17 protein-coding genes are annotated in these 16392 nt (G+C 71.2%); 10 read left to right on the top strand and 7 right to left on the bottom strand.

All coding sequences use genetic code 11. The features are described from left to right. Positions 1-8: 8 nt before the first annotated feature. The 3 genes from FPZ12_RS28290 to FPZ12_RS28280 are packed head-to-tail and all read right to left on the bottom strand — an operon-like array spanning position 9 to position 2100. A complete protein-coding gene (locus FPZ12_RS28290) occupies positions 9-1178 on the bottom strand; it encodes a thiolase family protein (RefSeq protein WP_144757986.1) in 1170 nt (389 codons plus the stop codon). Between the two features lie 8 nt (positions 1179-1186). Beyond that, positions 1187-1591, bottom strand: a complete 405-nt coding sequence (locus FPZ12_RS28285) for a MaoC/PaaZ C-terminal domain-containing protein (RefSeq protein ID WP_144757985.1) — start codon at positions 1589-1591, stop codon at positions 1187-1189. An 11-nt stretch (positions 1592-1602) separates the two neighbouring features. Next, the gene (locus FPZ12_RS28280; RefSeq protein ID WP_208026045.1) at positions 1603-2100 is read right to left on the bottom strand and encodes an FAS1-like dehydratase domain-containing protein; all 498 of its coding nucleotides are present in this window, start codon (positions 2098-2100) and stop codon (positions 1603-1605) included. Positions 2101-2195: 95 nt separating this feature from the next. Here FPZ12_RS28280 and FPZ12_RS28275 point away from each other — a divergent pair, with 95 nt between their 5' ends. The 6 genes from FPZ12_RS28275 to FPZ12_RS28250 are packed head-to-tail and all read left to right on the top strand — an operon-like array spanning position 2196 to position 8684. Next, positions 2196-3155, top strand: coding sequence for an LLM class F420-dependent oxidoreductase (locus FPZ12_RS28275; protein ID WP_144757984.1), 960 nt, complete (start codon positions 2196-2198; stop codon positions 3153-3155). Next, positions 3152-4555: a class I adenylate-forming enzyme family protein gene (locus FPZ12_RS28270; RefSeq protein WP_144757983.1), complete on the top strand. Its 1404-nt coding sequence runs from the start codon at positions 3152-3154 to the stop codon at positions 4553-4555. Before FPZ12_RS28275 ends, FPZ12_RS28270 begins: the two co-directional genes overlap by 4 nt. Then, positions 4533-5432: an acyl-CoA dehydrogenase family protein gene (locus tag FPZ12_RS28265; protein WP_144757982.1), complete on the top strand. Its 900-nt coding sequence runs from the start codon at positions 4533-4535 to the stop codon at positions 5430-5432. The genes FPZ12_RS28270 and FPZ12_RS28265 overlap by 23 nt, the downstream gene beginning before the upstream one ends. Then, a complete protein-coding gene (locus FPZ12_RS28260; RefSeq protein WP_144757981.1) occupies positions 5419-6507 on the top strand; it encodes an acyl-CoA dehydrogenase family protein in 1089 nt (362 codons plus the stop codon). Before FPZ12_RS28265 ends, FPZ12_RS28260 begins: the two co-directional genes overlap by 14 nt. After that, complete coding sequence (locus FPZ12_RS28255) at positions 6508-7269, top strand: enoyl-CoA hydratase/isomerase family protein (protein ID WP_144757980.1); 762 nt, start codon at positions 6508-6510, stop codon at positions 7267-7269. Next, a complete protein-coding gene (locus tag FPZ12_RS28250) occupies positions 7266-8684 on the top strand; it encodes a class I adenylate-forming enzyme family protein (RefSeq protein WP_150980532.1) in 1419 nt (472 codons plus the stop codon). Before FPZ12_RS28255 ends, FPZ12_RS28250 begins: the two co-directional genes overlap by 4 nt. A 506-nt stretch (positions 8685-9190) precedes the next feature. Here FPZ12_RS28250 and FPZ12_RS28245 read toward each other — a convergent pair. The 3 genes from FPZ12_RS28245 to FPZ12_RS28235 are packed head-to-tail and all read right to left on the bottom strand — an operon-like array spanning position 9191 to position 11792. Next, the gene (locus FPZ12_RS28245) at positions 9191-10228 is read right to left on the bottom strand and encodes an NAD(P)H-dependent amine dehydrogenase family protein (protein ID WP_144751585.1); all 1038 of its coding nucleotides are present in this window, start codon (positions 10226-10228) and stop codon (positions 9191-9193) included. A 29-nt stretch (positions 10229-10257) separates the two neighbouring features. Next, complete coding sequence (locus FPZ12_RS28240; protein WP_144751582.1) at positions 10258-11073, bottom strand: acyl-CoA thioesterase; 816 nt, start codon at positions 11071-11073, stop codon at positions 10258-10260. Positions 11074-11117: 44 nt separating this feature from the next. Further along, positions 11118-11792 carry a TetR/AcrR family transcriptional regulator gene (locus tag FPZ12_RS28235; protein ID WP_208026044.1) on the bottom strand — a complete coding sequence of 225 codons (675 nt, stop codon included), beginning with the start codon at positions 11790-11792 and terminating at the stop codon, positions 11118-11120. A 193-nt stretch (positions 11793-11985) separates the two neighbouring features. On the opposite strand from FPZ12_RS28235, the gene FPZ12_RS28230 reads away from it, so the two are divergent. Genes FPZ12_RS28230 through FPZ12_RS28215 form a run of 4 tightly spaced genes read left to right on the top strand, consistent with a single transcriptional unit; the run spans position 11986 to position 15614 of the window. After that, positions 11986-13269, top strand: coding sequence for an aromatic ring-hydroxylating oxygenase subunit alpha (locus tag FPZ12_RS28230; protein ID WP_144751579.1), 1284 nt, complete (start codon positions 11986-11988; stop codon positions 13267-13269). Further along, a complete protein-coding gene (locus FPZ12_RS28225) occupies positions 13266-13595 on the top strand; it encodes a hypothetical protein (protein ID WP_144751576.1) in 330 nt (109 codons plus the stop codon). The genes FPZ12_RS28230 and FPZ12_RS28225 overlap by 4 nt, the downstream gene beginning before the upstream one ends. A 14-nt stretch (positions 13596-13609) precedes the next feature. Then, positions 13610-14848, top strand: coding sequence for a metal-dependent hydrolase family protein (locus tag FPZ12_RS28220; RefSeq protein WP_208026043.1), 1239 nt, complete (start codon positions 13610-13612; stop codon positions 14846-14848). Further along, positions 14829-15614 carry an SDR family NAD(P)-dependent oxidoreductase gene (locus FPZ12_RS28215; protein ID WP_243770069.1) on the top strand — a complete coding sequence of 262 codons (786 nt, stop codon included), beginning with the start codon at positions 14829-14831 and terminating at the stop codon, positions 15612-15614. Before FPZ12_RS28220 ends, FPZ12_RS28215 begins: the two co-directional genes overlap by 20 nt. A 6-nt stretch (positions 15615-15620) precedes the next feature. Here the strand turns inward: FPZ12_RS28215 and FPZ12_RS28210 are convergent, their stop codons facing one another. Then, positions 15621-16391 (bottom strand): acyl-CoA dehydrogenase family protein, encoded by a 771-nt coding sequence (locus FPZ12_RS28210; RefSeq protein WP_208026042.1) that lies wholly within the window; start codon positions 16389-16391, stop codon positions 15621-15623. Between the last annotated feature and the right edge of the window lies 1 nt (position 16392).

Genomic DNA, 16392 nt, shown 5'->3' with positions numbered 1-16392 from the left:
ACAATGGATCAGCCGACCTCGATGACGACCGCGCCCCCCTGACCGCCGCCGGCGCACATCGCCGCCACGCCGATTCCGCCGCCGCGGCGGCGCAGTTCGTGCGTCAGCGTGGTCAGCATCCGGGCGCCCGTGGCGGCGACGGCGTGGCCGAGGCTGCACCCGCTGCCGTGCACGTTCACCAGTTCCTCGTCGATGCCCAACTCCTGGCACGCGGCCACGGGAACCGACGCGAACGCCTCGTTGATCTCCCACAGGTGCACGTCCGGCACGGACAGCCCGGCGCGGCCGAGTACTTTCGTGATCGAGTCGATCGCCCCGACGCCGGTGTAGCGCGGGTCGACGCCCGCCGCCGCCCACGCCTTCACGGTGCCCAAAGCGGACAGTCCGGCCTCGGCGGCGAGTTCGCCGGAGGTGAGCGCCAGCGCGGCCGCGCCGTCGTTGGCGCCACAGGCATTCCCCGCGGTGATGGAGAAACCCTCGATCTCCGGGTGCAGCGGCTTGAGCTTCGAGACCTTCTCCAGCGACGTGTCGCGGCGCGGGTGCTCGTCGACGGCGAACTCGGTGACGGTGCCATCCCGGCGGGTCACCTTCACCGGGGTGATCTCGTCGTCGAACGTCCCGGCGTCGATCGCGGCGATGGCGCGGGCGTGCGAGCGCACGGCCCAGGCGTCCATCCGCTCCCGGCTGATCCCGTACTTCCGCGCGACGTTCCAGCCGACGGTCAGCGAGACGTCGTCGTTCACCTCCGCGCTCTGCGGGAAGGTGGGCGGGTTGCGGGTCTCGGTCTCGTCCCGCCCGGGGATCCGCCACACGCCCCGCGGCGCGAGCGACGACGACTGGACGCCCCCGGCCACGACGGCCCGGTCCATCCCCGCCCGGATGGTCGCGGCCGCGTTCCCGACCGTGGTGAGACTGCCCGCGCAGTGCCGGTTGACGGCCTGCCCCGGCACCTGCGTCATCCCCGCCGCGACGGCCGCGTAACGGGCGAGATCCCCGCCGCCGTAAAGGGATTCGGCCAGCATCACGTCGTCGAACCGCTCCGGCGCGAGCCCGCTCCGGCGCACGGCTTCGGTGAGGACGTGCGTGGCCAGCTCCTCCGCGGGCGTCTCGGTGAGCGTGCCCTTGCGCGCGGTCCCCACCGGGGTGCGCACCGCGCTGATGATCACCGCTTCGGTCATCTTCACTCCTACTCCAGGCTCACGACGGCGGTGCCCGGGAGCAGCCGGGTGCCGTGCTCGTCTTCGGTCCACACGTCGAGCGTCGCCGTGCGCGTCCCGTTCTCTTCCCCGAGCGCGGTGACGATCCCGCGCGCCGTCACCGTCATGCCGCGGGTGTTGCGGCCCCGGAACTGGCCCTCGACGCGAAGGATCGCGCCGCGCCCGCCGAGCCAGTCGCGCAGCAGGTTGTGCAGGTAGGACCACTGCAGCGTGCCCATCCCGATCGCCGTCGGATGCCCGGCCGCGCGGGCGGCCTCGTCGTCCATGTGGATCGGCACGAACTCGTCGTTGACGGCGGCGAACCGGTTCCAGTTCCCGAAGCCCGTGGCGCGGGAGAACGGCGGCAGCTCGGTGCCGACCGCGATCTCGGTCATCCCGGGTCCCTTCAGTAGCGGATGATCGTGGCCACCGCGCGGCGCACGAACGCGCCGTCCTGGTTGGTCCACGTGTCCTCGGTGCGGGTGAACAACATCCGGCCGAGCCGGCCTTCGCGTTCGGAGTACGGGCCGAGGCGGCGCACCGAGGTGATCACGTCGCCCGGGCGGATCGGCGCGCCGTATTCGGCCGAAAGCCCGCCGTTGAGCAGGAAGCGCAGGCCGGGGCCGGGGATCCCGGCGAGCTTCTCCGTGCTGTCCGGGTCGTTGGGGTCCGGCGCTTCCGTGGCGGTGACGCGCTCCGCGACGGCCCACGCGAAGGGGTTGAACTCCGCGGGAGCCGCTGAGTTCTGGAGGAACCGCGCCGGGGGCGGCTCGGGCCAGTAGACGGCGATGGCCCAGCGGCGGATGTCGGATTCGCTCACCGGGTAGCTCACCTGCCGGGACAGTGTGGTGCCCACGGCGGCCGCCATCGCGGGCGTGACGAGACTGCCGGTCAGCGCGTCCATCCCGCTCCTTGCGGTCGTAGGTCGGTTCTCATTGATGGTATTGGCATTCTCGTTTTCTGCAAGTAGCGTAATCGCCGTCGAGCCGAGGAGGAAACGTGCGGATCGGGGTCATGACCGGGCCGGAGCGTGGCGATTCCGCCCGCAAGGTTTCGCGGATGCTCGCGGACGTGGCCTGGGCGGAGGACGCCGGGCTCGACACCGCCTGGGTGCCGCAGATCCCGGGCGATTTCGACGCGCTGGTGGCGGTTTCGCTGATGGGCACGAGAACCGCGCGGATCGAGCTGGGCACCGCGGTGGTCCCGTTACAGGCCCAGCATCCCGTCGCGCTGGCGCGGCAGGCGCTGTCCGCGCAGGCCGCGGCGGGCGGCAGGCTGACGCTCGGGCTGGGCCCGTCGCACCACTGGATCGTGCGCGACATGCTGGGGCTGCCGTACGAGCGGCCCGCCGCGTACACCCGCGACTACCTCGACGTGCTGGACGCGGCGTTCCGCGGTCCCGGCGCGGTCGACGTCGAGAACGGCACTTTCACCGTGCACAACCCGCTGGACCTCGGCCCGGTCGGCCCGCTGCCCGTGCTGGTGGCCGCGCTCGGCCCGGTGATGCTGCGGCTGGCGGGGGAGCGCGCCGATGGCACCGTGCTGTGGATGGCCGACGAGCGCGCGATCTCCGGCCACGTCGTCCCGCGCATCACCAAGGCGGCCGCCGAGGCCGGGCGGCCCGCGCCGCGCGTCGTGGCCGGGATCCCGGTGTGCCTGTGCCGTCCGTCCGAAGTGGACTCCGTGCGGCGGCGCGCCAACCGGATCCTCGGCGAGGCCGAGATCTCCCCGAACTACCAGCGGCTCCTGGACTACGGCGACGCCCGTGACATCGGCGATCTGTGCGCGGCGGGCGACGAGCCGGCGATCGCGGCGCGGTTCCGGCGCTTCGCGGACGCCGGGGTGACCGATCTTTCGGTGCGGCTGCTGCCGATCGGCGAGAGCCGGGACGAACTCGTCGCGTCGAAGCAGCGCACCCGCGAGATGCTCGCCGGCCTCGCGGCGGAGCTGAGATCATGACCGAGCGGGTCGTCCTTACCTTCGAGGACAGCGAATACAGCCTCACCAGGCTCGACGCGCTCGCCGCCGGACTGGCCCGCACCCTGGGCGCGCGCGGGGTGCGCGCCGGTGATCGGGTGGCGCTGATGTCGTCCAACCGCCCGGAGTTCGTGATCGCGGTGCGGGCGATCTGGCGCCTCGGCGCCGCGGTGGTGCTGATCAGCCCGGCCTGGAAACGCGGGGAGGTCGAGCACGCCCTCGCCGTGACCGGCACGGAGCACGCCGTGGGCGACAACCCGGTGCTGGCCGGGCTCCTGCCGATGCTGTCGCTCGACGAGCCGATCGAACCGGCCGAAGCCACGTGGGCCGAGCCGGATCCCGACACGGATTCGGTGCTGGTGTTCAGTTCCGGCACCACGGGGCTGCCCAAAGCCGTGCGCCACACCCATCGTTCGTTCGGTGCCGCCGTGCGGCATTGGCGGGACGCGCTGGGCCTGAGCGACCAGGACCGGATCCAGGTGGTCACCCCGCCGTCGCACATCCTCGGCCTGCTCAACATCGTGACCGCGCTGGAGTGCGGGACCTGGATGCGCCTGCATCGCCGTTTCGACCTGGACCGGCTGCTGCGCACCATCGAGGCCGACCGGATCACCGTCGAGATGGCGGTGGCGCCGATCGCGCTCGCCATCGCCTCACATCCCGAGCTCGAGTCCTTCGACCTGTCCTCGCTGCGCTACATCATGTGGGGCGCCACGCCCGTCACCGCGAGCGTCGCCGAGGAGGTCACCCGGCGGACGGGCGTGCGCTGGGTGCCCGCCTACGGCGCCAGCGAGCTGCCGGTGATCGCGTGTAATCCGCTGGAGGACGCCAGGCTCGACAGCGCGGGCAAGGCCGTGCCGGGAGTGGTGCTGCGGGTGGTCTCGCTGGACACCGGAAAGCCCGTCGCCCCAGGGGAAACCGGCGAGATCCAGGCTCGCGCGGAGTCCCTGATGGCGGGCTACCTCCCGGCGGAGGCGAACGCCGAGGCCTTCGACGACGGGTGGTACCGCACCGGGGACGTCGGCGACCTCGATGCCGGGGGCTGGCTGCACCTGACCGACCGGTCCAAGGAAATGATCAAGGTGCGCGGGTTCCAGGTCGCCCCGGCCGAGGTGGAAGCGGTGCTGCACGGGCATCCCGCGGTGGCCGACTGCGCCGTGTTCGGTGTGCCCGACACCGCGGACGGCGAAGCGGTGATCGCCGCCGTGGCCGCCGCCCGGCCCATCGAGGCCGAGAAGCTCACCGGGCTCGTCGGCGAACGGCTGGCCTCCTACAAGCGGCCGCGCGAGGTGGTGTTCGTGCCGGAGATCCCGCGGCTGCCCTCCGGCAAGGTGTTGCGCAGAATCCTCAAGGAGCGGTATGGACGTCCGGCTGACCAGTGAGCAGCGCCAGCTGCGGGACGCGGCCGCGAAGCTGGCCGCCGACCTCGGGCCGGGCTCGGTCGGTGAACTGTCCGATGTGGACCGCGTGACCCGGCTGGACAAAGCCGTGGAAGCCACGGGCTGGCGGGCGCTGCGGTCCGACGGCGCTGCCGGGGTGGAGGTCGCGATCGTCGCCGAGGAGTTCGGGCGCGGGCTGGTGGACGTGCCGTTCGCGGGCCCGGTGCTCGCCGACGACCTCGGCCGCCACTTCGGCGCCGGCCCGGCCACGCTCGCGGTCGACGACGAAGCGCCTGACGCCCGGGGTTTCCAGCGCGCGTTCACCTTGCACCGCAACGAAGTCCTCGCGGGTGACGTCGGTGCTCCCGTCCCCGGCGCCGACCTCACCCGCCACATCGCCGAGCTGACCGGACCGCTCGAACCGCTGGGGGAGCTGTCCGCCGCCGACGCCGAACGCTGGCGTGCCCTCGCGCAGGTGGTGACCTGCGCGGACCTCGTCGGCTGTGCCCGCGGGGCCCACGCGGTCGCCTGCGACTACGCCAAGATCCGTGAGCAGTACGGCCACGTCATCGGTTCGTACCAAGCAGTCGCGCACCTGCTCGCCGAAGGCCTCGCCCTGATCGAAGGCTCGATCAGCGTGCTGCGCCACGCCGCCTGGGCCGTCGACGAACTGCCTCCGCCCGAAGCCCGGCACGCCGCCCGCGTCGCCAAGATCTACTGTGCCCGCGCGGCGCGCACGGTGTGCGAGACGGCGGTGCAGGTGCACGGCGGTATCGGCAACACATGGGAGTGCCTGGCTCACGTGTACCTGCGGCGGGTGCTGGTGTCGGCCGAACTGTTCCCGGCCCGGCTGGAGGAGGTCCGAAGTGGACTATCGTGACTCGCCAGGGGAGGCGGCGTTCCGCACCCGGCTGCGTGCCTGGCTCGACGAGCACGCGAAGGAGTTCCCGGCCTCGGGCGACGAGTACTGGGAACGGCAGCCGGACTGGCACCGCGCCCTGTACTCGGCGGGATTCTTCGGACTGTCCTGGCCCCAGGAGTACGGCGGGTACGAGCTGCCGCCGGTCTACGACGTGATCGTGGACGAAGAACTCGCCATCGCGGGCGCGCCACCCCGGCCCAGCCTCGGCTATCTCGTGCAGGGGCTCGGCAGGCACGGCAGCGAGGAGCAGAGAAAGCGCTTCCTGCCCGGCATGATCAGGGGCACCGAACGGTGGTGCCAGGGCTTCAGCGAACCCGGCGCCGGTTCGGACCTGGCGTCCCTGACCACCACCGCCACCCGCGAAGGCGGCGAGTACGTCGTACACGGGCACAAGATCTGGACCAGCTACTCCGACGTCGCGGACTGGTGCCTGCTCCTGGCGCGCACCGACCCGGACGCGCCGCGGCACCGCGGGATTTCCGCGTTCGTGCTGGACATGCACCAGCCCGGCGTCGAGCAGCGCCCGCTGAAGATGATGAACGGCGTCACGCGCGAGTTCGGCCAGGTGCTCTTCGACGGGGCCCGGGTGCCGGCGGCGAACCTGATCGGCGAACCCGGCGACGGCTGGGCGATGGCGATGACCGTCGTCGGGCACGAACGCGAACCCGGCACGCTCGGCTTTTCCGCCCGCTACGGCAAACTCGTCCGCCAGCTCACCGAACGGGCCGGCCGCAGCGCGCCGGAGGAGCTCGCGTGGGCGGCGGTGCAGGCCGAGATGCTGCGCCTGCACGTGCGGCGCCGGCTGTCCGAACAGCTCGACGGCGTGGTGCACGGGCCCGAGGGCTCGCTCGACAAACTGCTGATGACGTGGGTGGAGCAGTCGGTGGGCCACGCCGCGCTCGCCGTCGGTGGCACCGGCGATCCCGGCCTGCTGGGGGTGTACCTCTACAGCCGCGCGCAGAGCGTCATGGGCGGCACCTCGCAGATCCAGAAGAACATCATCGCCTCGCGGATCCTCGGATTGGGAGCCTGAATGTACGACATGCCCGAAGAGATCGACGTCCGCGCCGACGGCCCGCTCCGGATCATCACGCTGAACCGGCCCGACGCCCTCAACGCGGTCGACGACGCGCTGCACACCGGGCTCGCGAACCTGTGGCCGAGGCTGAGCGAAGACCGTGACGCCCGCGCGGCCGTGCTGACCGGCAGCGGCCGCGCGTTCTCGGCGGGCGGCGATTTCGCTTATCTCGACGAGCTGCGCCAGGACCCCGAGTTGCGGGCGAAGTCGATCGCGCACGGGCGGGACATCGTGCTGGGCATGGCGCGCTGCCGCGTGCCGCTGGTGGCCGCCGTGAACGGGCCCGCCGTCGGGCTCGGCTGCAGCCTGGTGGCGCTGAGCGATGTCGTGTACTTCGCCGAACAGGCGTATTTGGCCGACCCCCACGTGCAGGTCGGGCTGGTCGCCGCCGACGGAGGGCCCGTCACGTGGCCGCTGCACACGAGCCTGCATTTCGCGAAGGAGTATGCCCTGACGGGCGCGCGCATTCCGGCGCGGCGGGCGCTGGAAATGGGGCTGGCCAACCACATCGTCGAGGACCCGGTGGCCGAGGCGCTGGCCTGTGCGAAGCGGATCGCCGGGTTGCCGCGTCAGGCGGTGGAAAGCACGAAACGCCTGCTGAACCTCCACCTCGAACGGGCGGTGCTCGCAACGCTGGACTTCGCGACCACGGCGGAGGAGAGGTCCTTCGAGACCGAGGACTTCCGGGCCAGCCTGGAAAAGCTGATCTCGCGATGAACATCGCGATGATCCTGGAGATGGCGGCCGCCGCCGGTTCGAAGCCCGTGGTCACCGAAGGCGGGCGGTCCCTGACCGCGGGTGAGTTGCTCGGGCACGCCCGCGCGGCGGCGGAGCGGTTCCGGGGCTACCCGGCCGTGCTTTACCTGGGCGCCAACCATCTTGCGTACCCGGTCGCGTTGTTCGGGGCGGCGCTGGCCGGGGTTCCGTTCGTGCCGTTGAACTACCGGCTCGGGGAGGCGCAGCTTTCGGCGCTGCGCGAACGGCATCCGGGGGCGCTGGTCGTGGAGAACCCCGGGGAGCTGCTGGAAACCCAGGCACCGCAAGGGGAAGTGCCCGAGTGGGTCGCCGACGCCGTGGCCGTGCTGATCTACACGAGCGGCACGACGTCGGAACCGAAGGCGGCGGTGCTGCGGCATCGGCATCTGCTGGCGTACGTGCTCAACACCTTGGAGTTCGCGTCGGCCGCCGAGGAGGACGCGGCGCTGGTGGCCGCTCCGCCCTACCACATCGCGGGCCTGACGAACCTGCTGTCCAATTTGTACACCGGGCGCCGGGTGGTCTACCTGCCCGCCTTCGACGCCGCCGGATGGCTGGGCACGGTACGGCGGGAAGGCGTGACGAACGCGATGGTCGTGCCGACGATGCTCGCCCGCATCGTGGCCGCGATCGGTGAGGGCACGGCGTCGGTGCCCACCCTGCGCACGCTGTCCTACGGCGGTGCCCGCACACCGCGCCGGGTGCTCGAACGGGCGCTGGAAGTGTTTCCGGACACGGGTTTCGTGAACGCCTACGGGCTGACGGAGACGGCGTCGACGGTCGCGGTGCTGGGGCCGGAGGACCACCGTGCGGCGTTCGCCTCGGCGGATCCGGTGGTGCGGGACAGGCTGGGTTCGGTGGGCAGGCCGCTGCCGGGGATCGAGATCGAGATCCGCGCGGAGGACGGTGGCCGGGTGGGCGCGGGGGAGACGGGGCTGGTGTTCGTGCGCGGCGAGCAGATCTCCGGCGAGTACGGCGGCAGGAGTTCCCTGGACGACGGCGGCTGGTTCGCGACGCGCGACCTCGGCCGCGTCGACGACGCCGGCTACCTCTACATCGAGGGCCGCGCCGACGACACGATCATCCGCGGCGGCGAGAACATCGCGCCCGCCGAGATCGAGGACGTGCTGCTGGCGCACCCGCGCCTGACCGAGGCGGCCGTACTCGGGCTGCCCGACGCGGAATGGGGCCAGCGCCTCGTCGCGGTCGTCGTGGGCGAGGGCGATCCGGAGGAGATCCGCGCCTGGGTACGGTCCCGCCTGCGCTCGTCGAAAACCCCGGACGCCGTGGTCTTCCGGGACGAGCTGCCCAAGACCGAGACGGGCAAACTCCTGCGCCGCGTCCTGCTGGCCGACCTGACCGGTGCGCCCGCCTAGCGGCGCCGCCCTCCCACTCCCGGCGCGCCGGCGTGTTGGCCGCCCGCGCTGGCGTGTTGGCGGTTCCCGGGGGTGTGTTGGGGGGTTCTGGTTGGTGTGTTGGCTGGTGGCGTGGGTGTAGCTGCTGGCGCGGGTGTGCCGCGTGGTCCGGTTGATGGTGCCCGTTGCGCCCGGGGCGGTGGCGGCTCGCGCGGGCGTGTTGGCTGGTGGCGCGGGAGTGGTGGCTGTTCCGGTGGGCGTGTTGGCTGGCGCCGCGAGTGTGTCGGGTGGTCCGGTTGATGGTGCCCGTTGCGCCCGGGGCGGTGGCGGCTCGCGCGGGCGTGTTCGCCGCTGGCGCTGGCGAGCTGGCGGTTCCCGTCGGCTTGTCGGCCGCTCCCGTTGGTGTGTTGGCCGTTCCGGGGCGGGTGTTCGCCATCCCCGCGGGCGTGTTGGCCGTTCCCGGCGGTGGCTGGTGGTGCGGGGCGCGGGGCGGCGGCCCCTGGCGCGAAGCAACGCCCCGGCGCGGATCACCCCAGGGTCGCGACCATCTGCGGCAGATCCAGGGACGTGCGAATCCCCGGCGCCGCGTCGCAGACGTACGGGACGGCGTTCACCGCGCGGTTGGCCGTGTAGCCGGGCGAGACGGCGGCCATGTTCTCCAGCGGCACCGGGAAACGCAGCTCGACGTCGAGGGGCGCGTCCCCGTCCACCGTCACCCGCCAGCCGGTGGCGCGCAGGTCCCAGTCCTGCTCCAGTTCCGTCGTGCAGTACCAGGTCGCGCGGAAACCCAGCAACGAGCGTCCCTTGTGGATCCCGGACGCGGTGATCTGCTGTGCCGCCACCGTTCCCGCCCGCAGCGTCCCGGCGGCGATGTCCACATCGGACTTCGCGACGGCCACGTCACCGCTGGCCCGAACCTCGTCGAGCGGCAGGCCCAGCGCCTCGGCCACGAGCCGCAGCGAAGGGCCGAAACTCGTCCGTGCATGGGAAAGCTTCCGCTCGTCGAACGCGCCGGGCGGCTTCCCGAAGCCCATCACCTCGAACAGCAGGCCGGGCGAGTCGCGCCGCGACAGGTCGGCGTACTCGTGGATGACGAGACTGTCCAGCCGCCGCTGGATCGAGGTCAGCACCAGGGGCACCGCTTCGGTGATGAACCCGGGACTGCTGCCGGTACTGTGGATCGACGTCCCGCCCCGCGCGCACGCGGCCTCGACCCGTTGCCGCGCCGCGGGATCCATGCTCGCGGGATGGTGGAACTCGCCGCGCGTGGTGACGATGTCCGTGCCCGCCGCCAGGATCCGGCACACCTCGTCCAGGTCGCAGGCGATCGGCATGTACAGCACGCAATCGGCGCCGAGCGCCAGGACCTCGCCGGCGTCGTTCGTCGCCGTGACGCCGGTGGGCCCCAGGCCGCACAGCTCACCCGCGTCGCGCCCGGCCTTCTCCGGGCTGTGCACGTAGACCCCGGCGAGCTCCAGCGCCGAATGCTCGATCACCGCGCGCAGCGCCCGCGTGCCGATGGTGCCGGTGGCCCACTGGACCACCCGCCGGGGAACGGTTTCCATCGCACACCTCGTCGTGTCAGCGGGAAAACTCAGCCTGGGAAACGGAGCAGCGCCTCCTGCGCGTAGGAGGCGACGAGCGAAGCGTCTTCGGTGAGCACGTCGCCGCGGCCGAAACACCGGCCGTGCGCGACCACCGGACTGTGCTGGCGCAAAAGCAGCCAGCCGTCGGTGCGGAAGGGCCGGTGGAACCACACCGTGTGCGACGTGACGGCCGAGGTGAACGCCTTGCCCGCGTCGCGCTGGCTCACGCCTTCCACGGGACGCAGCGCGGTGCCGATCAGGCTGAGATCCGTGGCGTACGCGACCAGCGCGGGCGCCAGGCCCGGGTCCACGGCCGGCGTGCGCATCCACAGATCGAACTCGGGCCAGCCGGATTCGCGGGCGTCGAGATCGGTGGTGGTGCGGGTTTCCCACGGGATCAGCCCGAGCTCGATCCGGTGCTCGTCCTTGGGCAGCGACGGAAGCACCGGCGCCGTCTGCCGGTCCAAACCCGCTTCGGGGGCGTGCATCGAAACCGACGCCGTGGCCGCGACGCCGTGGGCCTGGCGGGCGATGATCGAGAGCCCGGCGAACGAGCGGCCTTCGTGGTGTTTGGTCACCTCATAGCACACCGGCTCGTCCGCATTGCCTTCCTTGGCGAACAGCGTGTGCACCGACTTCACGGCCTTGTCCGGGCAGGTCAGGCAGGCCGCGCGGAGGAACTGCGCGAGCAGCTGGCCGCCGAAGATCCGGTGGTAGCTCAGCTCCTGGTTCCGCCCGCGCAGCACCGCGTGGCCGTTGGCGCCCGCGTCAGCGGGGGCTTCGAGGTCGAGGCAGCCGAGCAGGTCCGTCCACAGGTCGGGCATGCACCCGAGTGTAATCGAACTCTACCGCTATGAGAATAACGTTCTCAGCGTCGGGCGAAACCGTGCGCGCAGAACTCCCAGATCTCCTCGGTGGTCAGCGGGTGCGCCGTGTCCTCGTCCCCGCCGCCGCTGGACTGCGCGTTGAACATGACCGTCTGCATCACCAGCGCCGCCATCCGGCGCGGTTTGACGTCGGTGCGCAGTTTCTTCGCGTCGGCGGCCTCGGTGAGCAGCTCGGTGAACAGCTCGACCAGCGGCGCGTGCGCCACCTTGACCTCGTTCGGGTGCGAGACCAGCAGCTGCGGCGCGAAGTCGGTGAACAGCGGGCGCTGCGCGGCCGGGTCCGGCCGGCAGAGCTCGAACAGCAGCTGCACGGCCGTTTTCAGCTTGTCCAGCGGCTCGTCGTGGCCCGCGGCGGCCGCCCTGATCTGGTCGGTGGTGCGCGTCAGCGCGTCCTCGAACAGCGCCAGCAACAGCTCGTGTTTCCCGCTGAAGTGCTGGTAGAAGCCGCGCAGTGACTGCCGTGAGCGGTCGACGACCTCCTGCACCGTGAAATCCGTGCTGCCCTTTTCACCGATGATGACCTGCGCGGCGTCGAGGAACCGCTGCACGCGTTTCTCGGCGCGGACCTTGGCCGACTTGATGGAGCGCTCCACGGCACGCTGCCGCCAGGCGGGCTCTTCTCCGGGGCTGGTCACCGGATCCGTCCTCTGTGCCACGAAAACACCATAACCGCAGTTTAGCGGGTGCTCCGCCGGTGCGCGGGACAAGCCCCGGCGCGTCGGCCTCCGGTACGGCTCCCGGCAGGTGAGAACGCCGATCACACCGGAAGAATCCGGCGGAAATGAGCTTCTCATTTTTGGAGATCGTTGCTATCGTCGCGGTGTCGCCGATACCGGAGGACCTGACCACATGGCACACTTCACCAAGCCCGCCGAGGGCAGCTGGACGGAGCATTTCGGGATCGACACCGGTCCCCGTTCGTACGCGGACTCGATCTCGCCGGAGTTCTACGAGCTGGAGCGCGACGCCATCTTCCGCCGCACCTGGCTGAACGTGGGCCGGCTCGAGCAGCTGCCGCGCAAGGGCAGCTACTTCACCAAGGAGCTGGACGCGGCCCGCACGTCGGTGATCGTGGTCCGCGGCACCGACGACGAGGTGCGCGCCTTCCACAACGTGTGCCGGCACCGCGGGAACAAGCTGGTGTGGAACGACTTCCCGCGCGAGGAGGTCAGCGGGGTCTGCCGCCAGTTCACCTGCAAGTACCACGCCTGGCGCTACGACCTGACCGGCAAGCTCACCTTCGTCCAGCAGGAGGGCGAGTTCTTCGACCTCGACAAGGACCGGTTCGGGCTCGTCGGCGTGCAGGCGGAGGTGTGGGAGGGGTTCATCTTCGTCAACCTCGACCCCGGGAACACCACGCCGTTACGGGAGTATCTCGGCAATTTCGCCAAGGGCATCGAGGGCTACCCGTTCGGCAAGCTCACCCAGGTGCACAAGTACCGCGCGGAGATCGGCAGCAACTGGAAGCTGTTCATCGACGCCTTCGCCGAGTTCTACCACGCGCCGATCCTGCACCAGGGCCAGTACGAGCCCGAGGAGGCGCGCAAGATCCAGAAGTTCGGCTACGAGGCGCTGCATTACGACGTCGACGGCCCGCACAGCATGGTCTCCTCGTGGGGCGGTTCCGCGCCGCCGAAGGAGATGACGATGGTCAAGCCCGTCGAGCGCGTGCTGCGCAGCGGGCTGTTCGGCCCGTGGGAGGGCCCCGACATCGGGCTGCGCACCGAGGAGCTGCCGCCGGCGGTGAACCCCGGCAGGCACAAGCACTGGGGGATGGACTCGTTCGTCTTCTTCCCGAACTTCATGCTGCTGATCTGGAAGCAGAACTGGGTGCTGACCTACCACTACTGGCCCACCTCCTACAACACGCACATCTTCGAGGGCACCGCGTATTTCGTGCCGCCGAAGAACGCCTACGAGCGGCTGCAGCAGGAACGCGCGGTGGTGTCGTTCAAGGAGTACGGGCTGCAGGACGGCAACACCCTCGAAGCCACCCAGACCATGCTGGAATCCCGTGCCGTCACGGAGTTCCCGCTCAACGACCAGGAAGTCCTGCTGCGCCACCTGCACAACACCGCGCAGCAGTACGTGCGTGACTACCAGGCAGGCCGGCAGAACCCGGAGGCGAAATGACCGGCGTCTTCCCCGCGCGGTTCGCGGCGCTCGAACCCTTCGCGGATTGGGCTATCCACGGTGAACGAGCCCGCTACGCCAAGCGGTTCGGCAGCACGATGGAGGAGCTGCAGGCCTTCTACGACGCGGCGTTCCCGCTGCTGGAGTCCGGCACCGAGTACCTCAAGACCGTGTCGATGGACGACATCGGCGAGCAGGACAAGCACCTGCTGTGGCTGTTCTGCTCGCTGGTCACGGTGGCGTTCCCGGTGGAGGGCTGGCGGCAGCCGAAGGTCCCGGACAGCGGCGCGTCGAGCATCGACGCCGTACTCGAACCCGCTGTCTGAGAAAGGAGCGAAGCGTGCCGCGCAAGCCGAGGCCGCCGGTCCGCCTGCGGGCCGCCCGGATGCTCGACGTGGACAAGGGCGAGCTGATCGAACAGGCCGAGCTGGCCGTCGTCGACGGCCGGATCGCCGAGGCCGCACCCGAGGACGCGGAGGTGCTCGACCTCGGCGACGTCACCTTGTTGCCCGGGCTGATGGACATGGAGGTCAACCTGCTCCTCGGCGGGCCGGACCACCGCAGCCCGCTCAACCCGGTGCAAGACGACCCGGCGGTGCGCACGCTGCGCGCCGTGGCCAACGCGCGGCGGACGTTGCGGGCGGGCCTCACCACGGTGCGCAACCTCGGGTTGTTCGTGCAGACCGGCGGGCTGCTGCTCGACGTCGCGCTGCGCAAGGCGATCGACCTCGGCTGGATCGAGGGGCCGCGGGTGGTGCCCGCCGGGCACGCGATCACCCCGACCGGCGGGCATCTGGACCCCACGATGTTCCAGGCGCTGGCGCCGCACGTGCTGCCCTTGTCGGTGGAGGAAGGGATCGCCGACGGCGTCGCCGAGGTGCGCAGGGCCGTGCGCTACCAGATCAAGCACGGCGCGCGGGTGATCAAGGTGTGCGCGTCCAACGGCGTCATGTCGCACACCGGCCCGGCCGGGGCGCAGCAGTACTCGAACGAAGAGCTCCGGGCCATTGTGGACGAAGCACATCGCGCGGGGTTGAAGGTGGCCGCGCACTGCATGGGCGACGAGGCCATCCGCAACGCCGTCGACGCCGGGATCGACTGCATCGAGCACGGTTCGCTGGCGACCGAAGAGACCTTGCGGCTGATGCTGGAGCGCGAGACTTTCCTTGTCGCCACAACGTATCTGACCGAGGGCATGGACACCTCGAACGCGGCGCCGGAGCTGCAGGCCAAGGCCGCCGAGGTGTTCCCGCGCTCCCGGGCGACGATCAGCCGCGCCATCGAGCTGGGCGTGCGGGTCGCGTGTGGCACCGACGCACCGGCCATCCCGCACGGTCGCAACGCGAGGGAGCTGCTCGCCTTGGTACGGCGGGGAATGACGCCGCTGCAGGCGATCCGCGCGGCCACCACGGTCGCCGCGGAGCTCATCGACGCCGACGATCGCGGGCGGCTGGAGCCGGGGCTCCTGGCCGACGTGATCGCGGTGCCCGGCGACCCGCTGGCCGACATCGGCGTCACCGAGGACGTCCGGTTCGTCATGAAGGGCGGCGAGGTGGTCCGTGACGAGCGTCCGTCCTGATCGGACAGTGGAGACGGCGGTGCGGAAGACCGCGGTGGTCACCGGCGCGGGCTCCGGGATCGGGCTCGCGGTGGCGCGGCGCCTCGCGCGGGACGGTGCCCGGGTGGGCGTGTTCGACCTGGACGGCCCGGCCGCGGAAGCCGCCGCGGCGAAGATCCGTGCCGACGGCGGCGACGCCTGCGCGGTCGCCGTCGATGTGGCGGACCGCGCGGCGGTCGACGCCGGGCTGGACGAGGTGCGGGCACGGTACGGGCCGGTGAGCATCCTCGTGAACTCGGCGGGCAAGGACGGCTTCAAACGCTTCGTGAACATCTCGGCCGCGGCGTGGCAACGGATCCTGGCGGTGAACCTGACCGGCACGTTCCACTGCTGCCAGGCCGCCGTGCCCGACATGATCGGCGCCCGCTGGGGAAGGATCGTGAACATCTCCTCCTCCAGCGCGCATTCCGGGCAGCCGTTCATGACCCACTACGTCGCCTCGAAGGCGGGCGTGGTCGGCTTCACCAAGGCACTCGCGCTGGAGCTGGGACCCGAGGGCATCACGGTGAACACCATCCCGCCCGGGTTCATCGACACCCCGATGACCCGCCGCAACGAAGAACGCGGGTTCCTCGGCGCGGGTGTCGACCACCATGCCGCGCGCACGCCGGTGCGCCGGCCGGGCCGCCCGGAGGACATCGCCGCCGCGTGCGCTTTCCTGGTGAGCGAGGAGGCGGGGTACGTCACCGGCCAGGTGTTCGGCGTGAACGGCGGCCGGAACACCTGACACGCCTCACAATTCGACCACCCGTGGCGCGCTTCCGCTGCGGCGCACCACTTCCCCGGCCTCCCGTGTCAGTTCCCTGGAACTCCCCAGCAATCCGTCCAGCAGCAGCGCCCGCCGCACGTGGCGGTGCAGCGCGTGTTCCGCGGTGAAGCCGATGCCCCCGAGCACCTGCTGGCAGTGCCGGGCGGCCGTCAACGCGGCGTCGCCCGCGGCGGCTTTGGCCAGCAGGGAACCGAGATCGTCCGTCGCCGCGACGAGGCAGGCTTCGGCACCTTCCAACGCCACCAACGTTTCCGCCAGGCGATGCCGGACCGCTTGGAACGCCGCGATGGGCTTCCCGAACTGTGTCCGGTCCAGCGCGTGCGCGCGAGCCAGCGCCAGCATCGCCCGCCCGCTCCCGAGCAGCCACCAGCCCACCGCGCGGCGTCCGGCCGCGAGCGGAACCGGTGAACCCTCGGGAACCGCGGCCAGCGGGATCTCTTCGTCCAGCCCGGTGCCGGATCCGCTTCGCGGCCACAGCACCCACCGCCCGCCGGCGTAGGGCAGCGGCACCGTTTCGCCCGAGGCCCGCCCGAGCACCACGTCGTTGAGCACCGGGGCATGGGCGCCGGTCTCGCCCAGCAGCCGGAACACCAGGGGCACGGCGACTTCCGGCAACTCGGCGAGCATTTCCGGCCAGCCGAGCGCCGTCAGCGCCTCGTCGAGTTCCGCCCCGGAGGCGTCGCTCATCGTCTTGCGCAGGGTGTCGGTGAGCAGGTCGAGTTCGGCCGTTTCCACC

Source organism: Amycolatopsis acidicola, from assembly GCF_007713735.2.
Classification (GTDB): domain Bacteria; phylum Actinomycetota; class Actinomycetes; order Mycobacteriales; family Pseudonocardiaceae; genus Amycolatopsis_E; species Amycolatopsis_E acidicola.
Note: the sequence above shows the minus strand (reverse complement) of the source record. Positions and strands in the feature narration are given on the sequence as shown.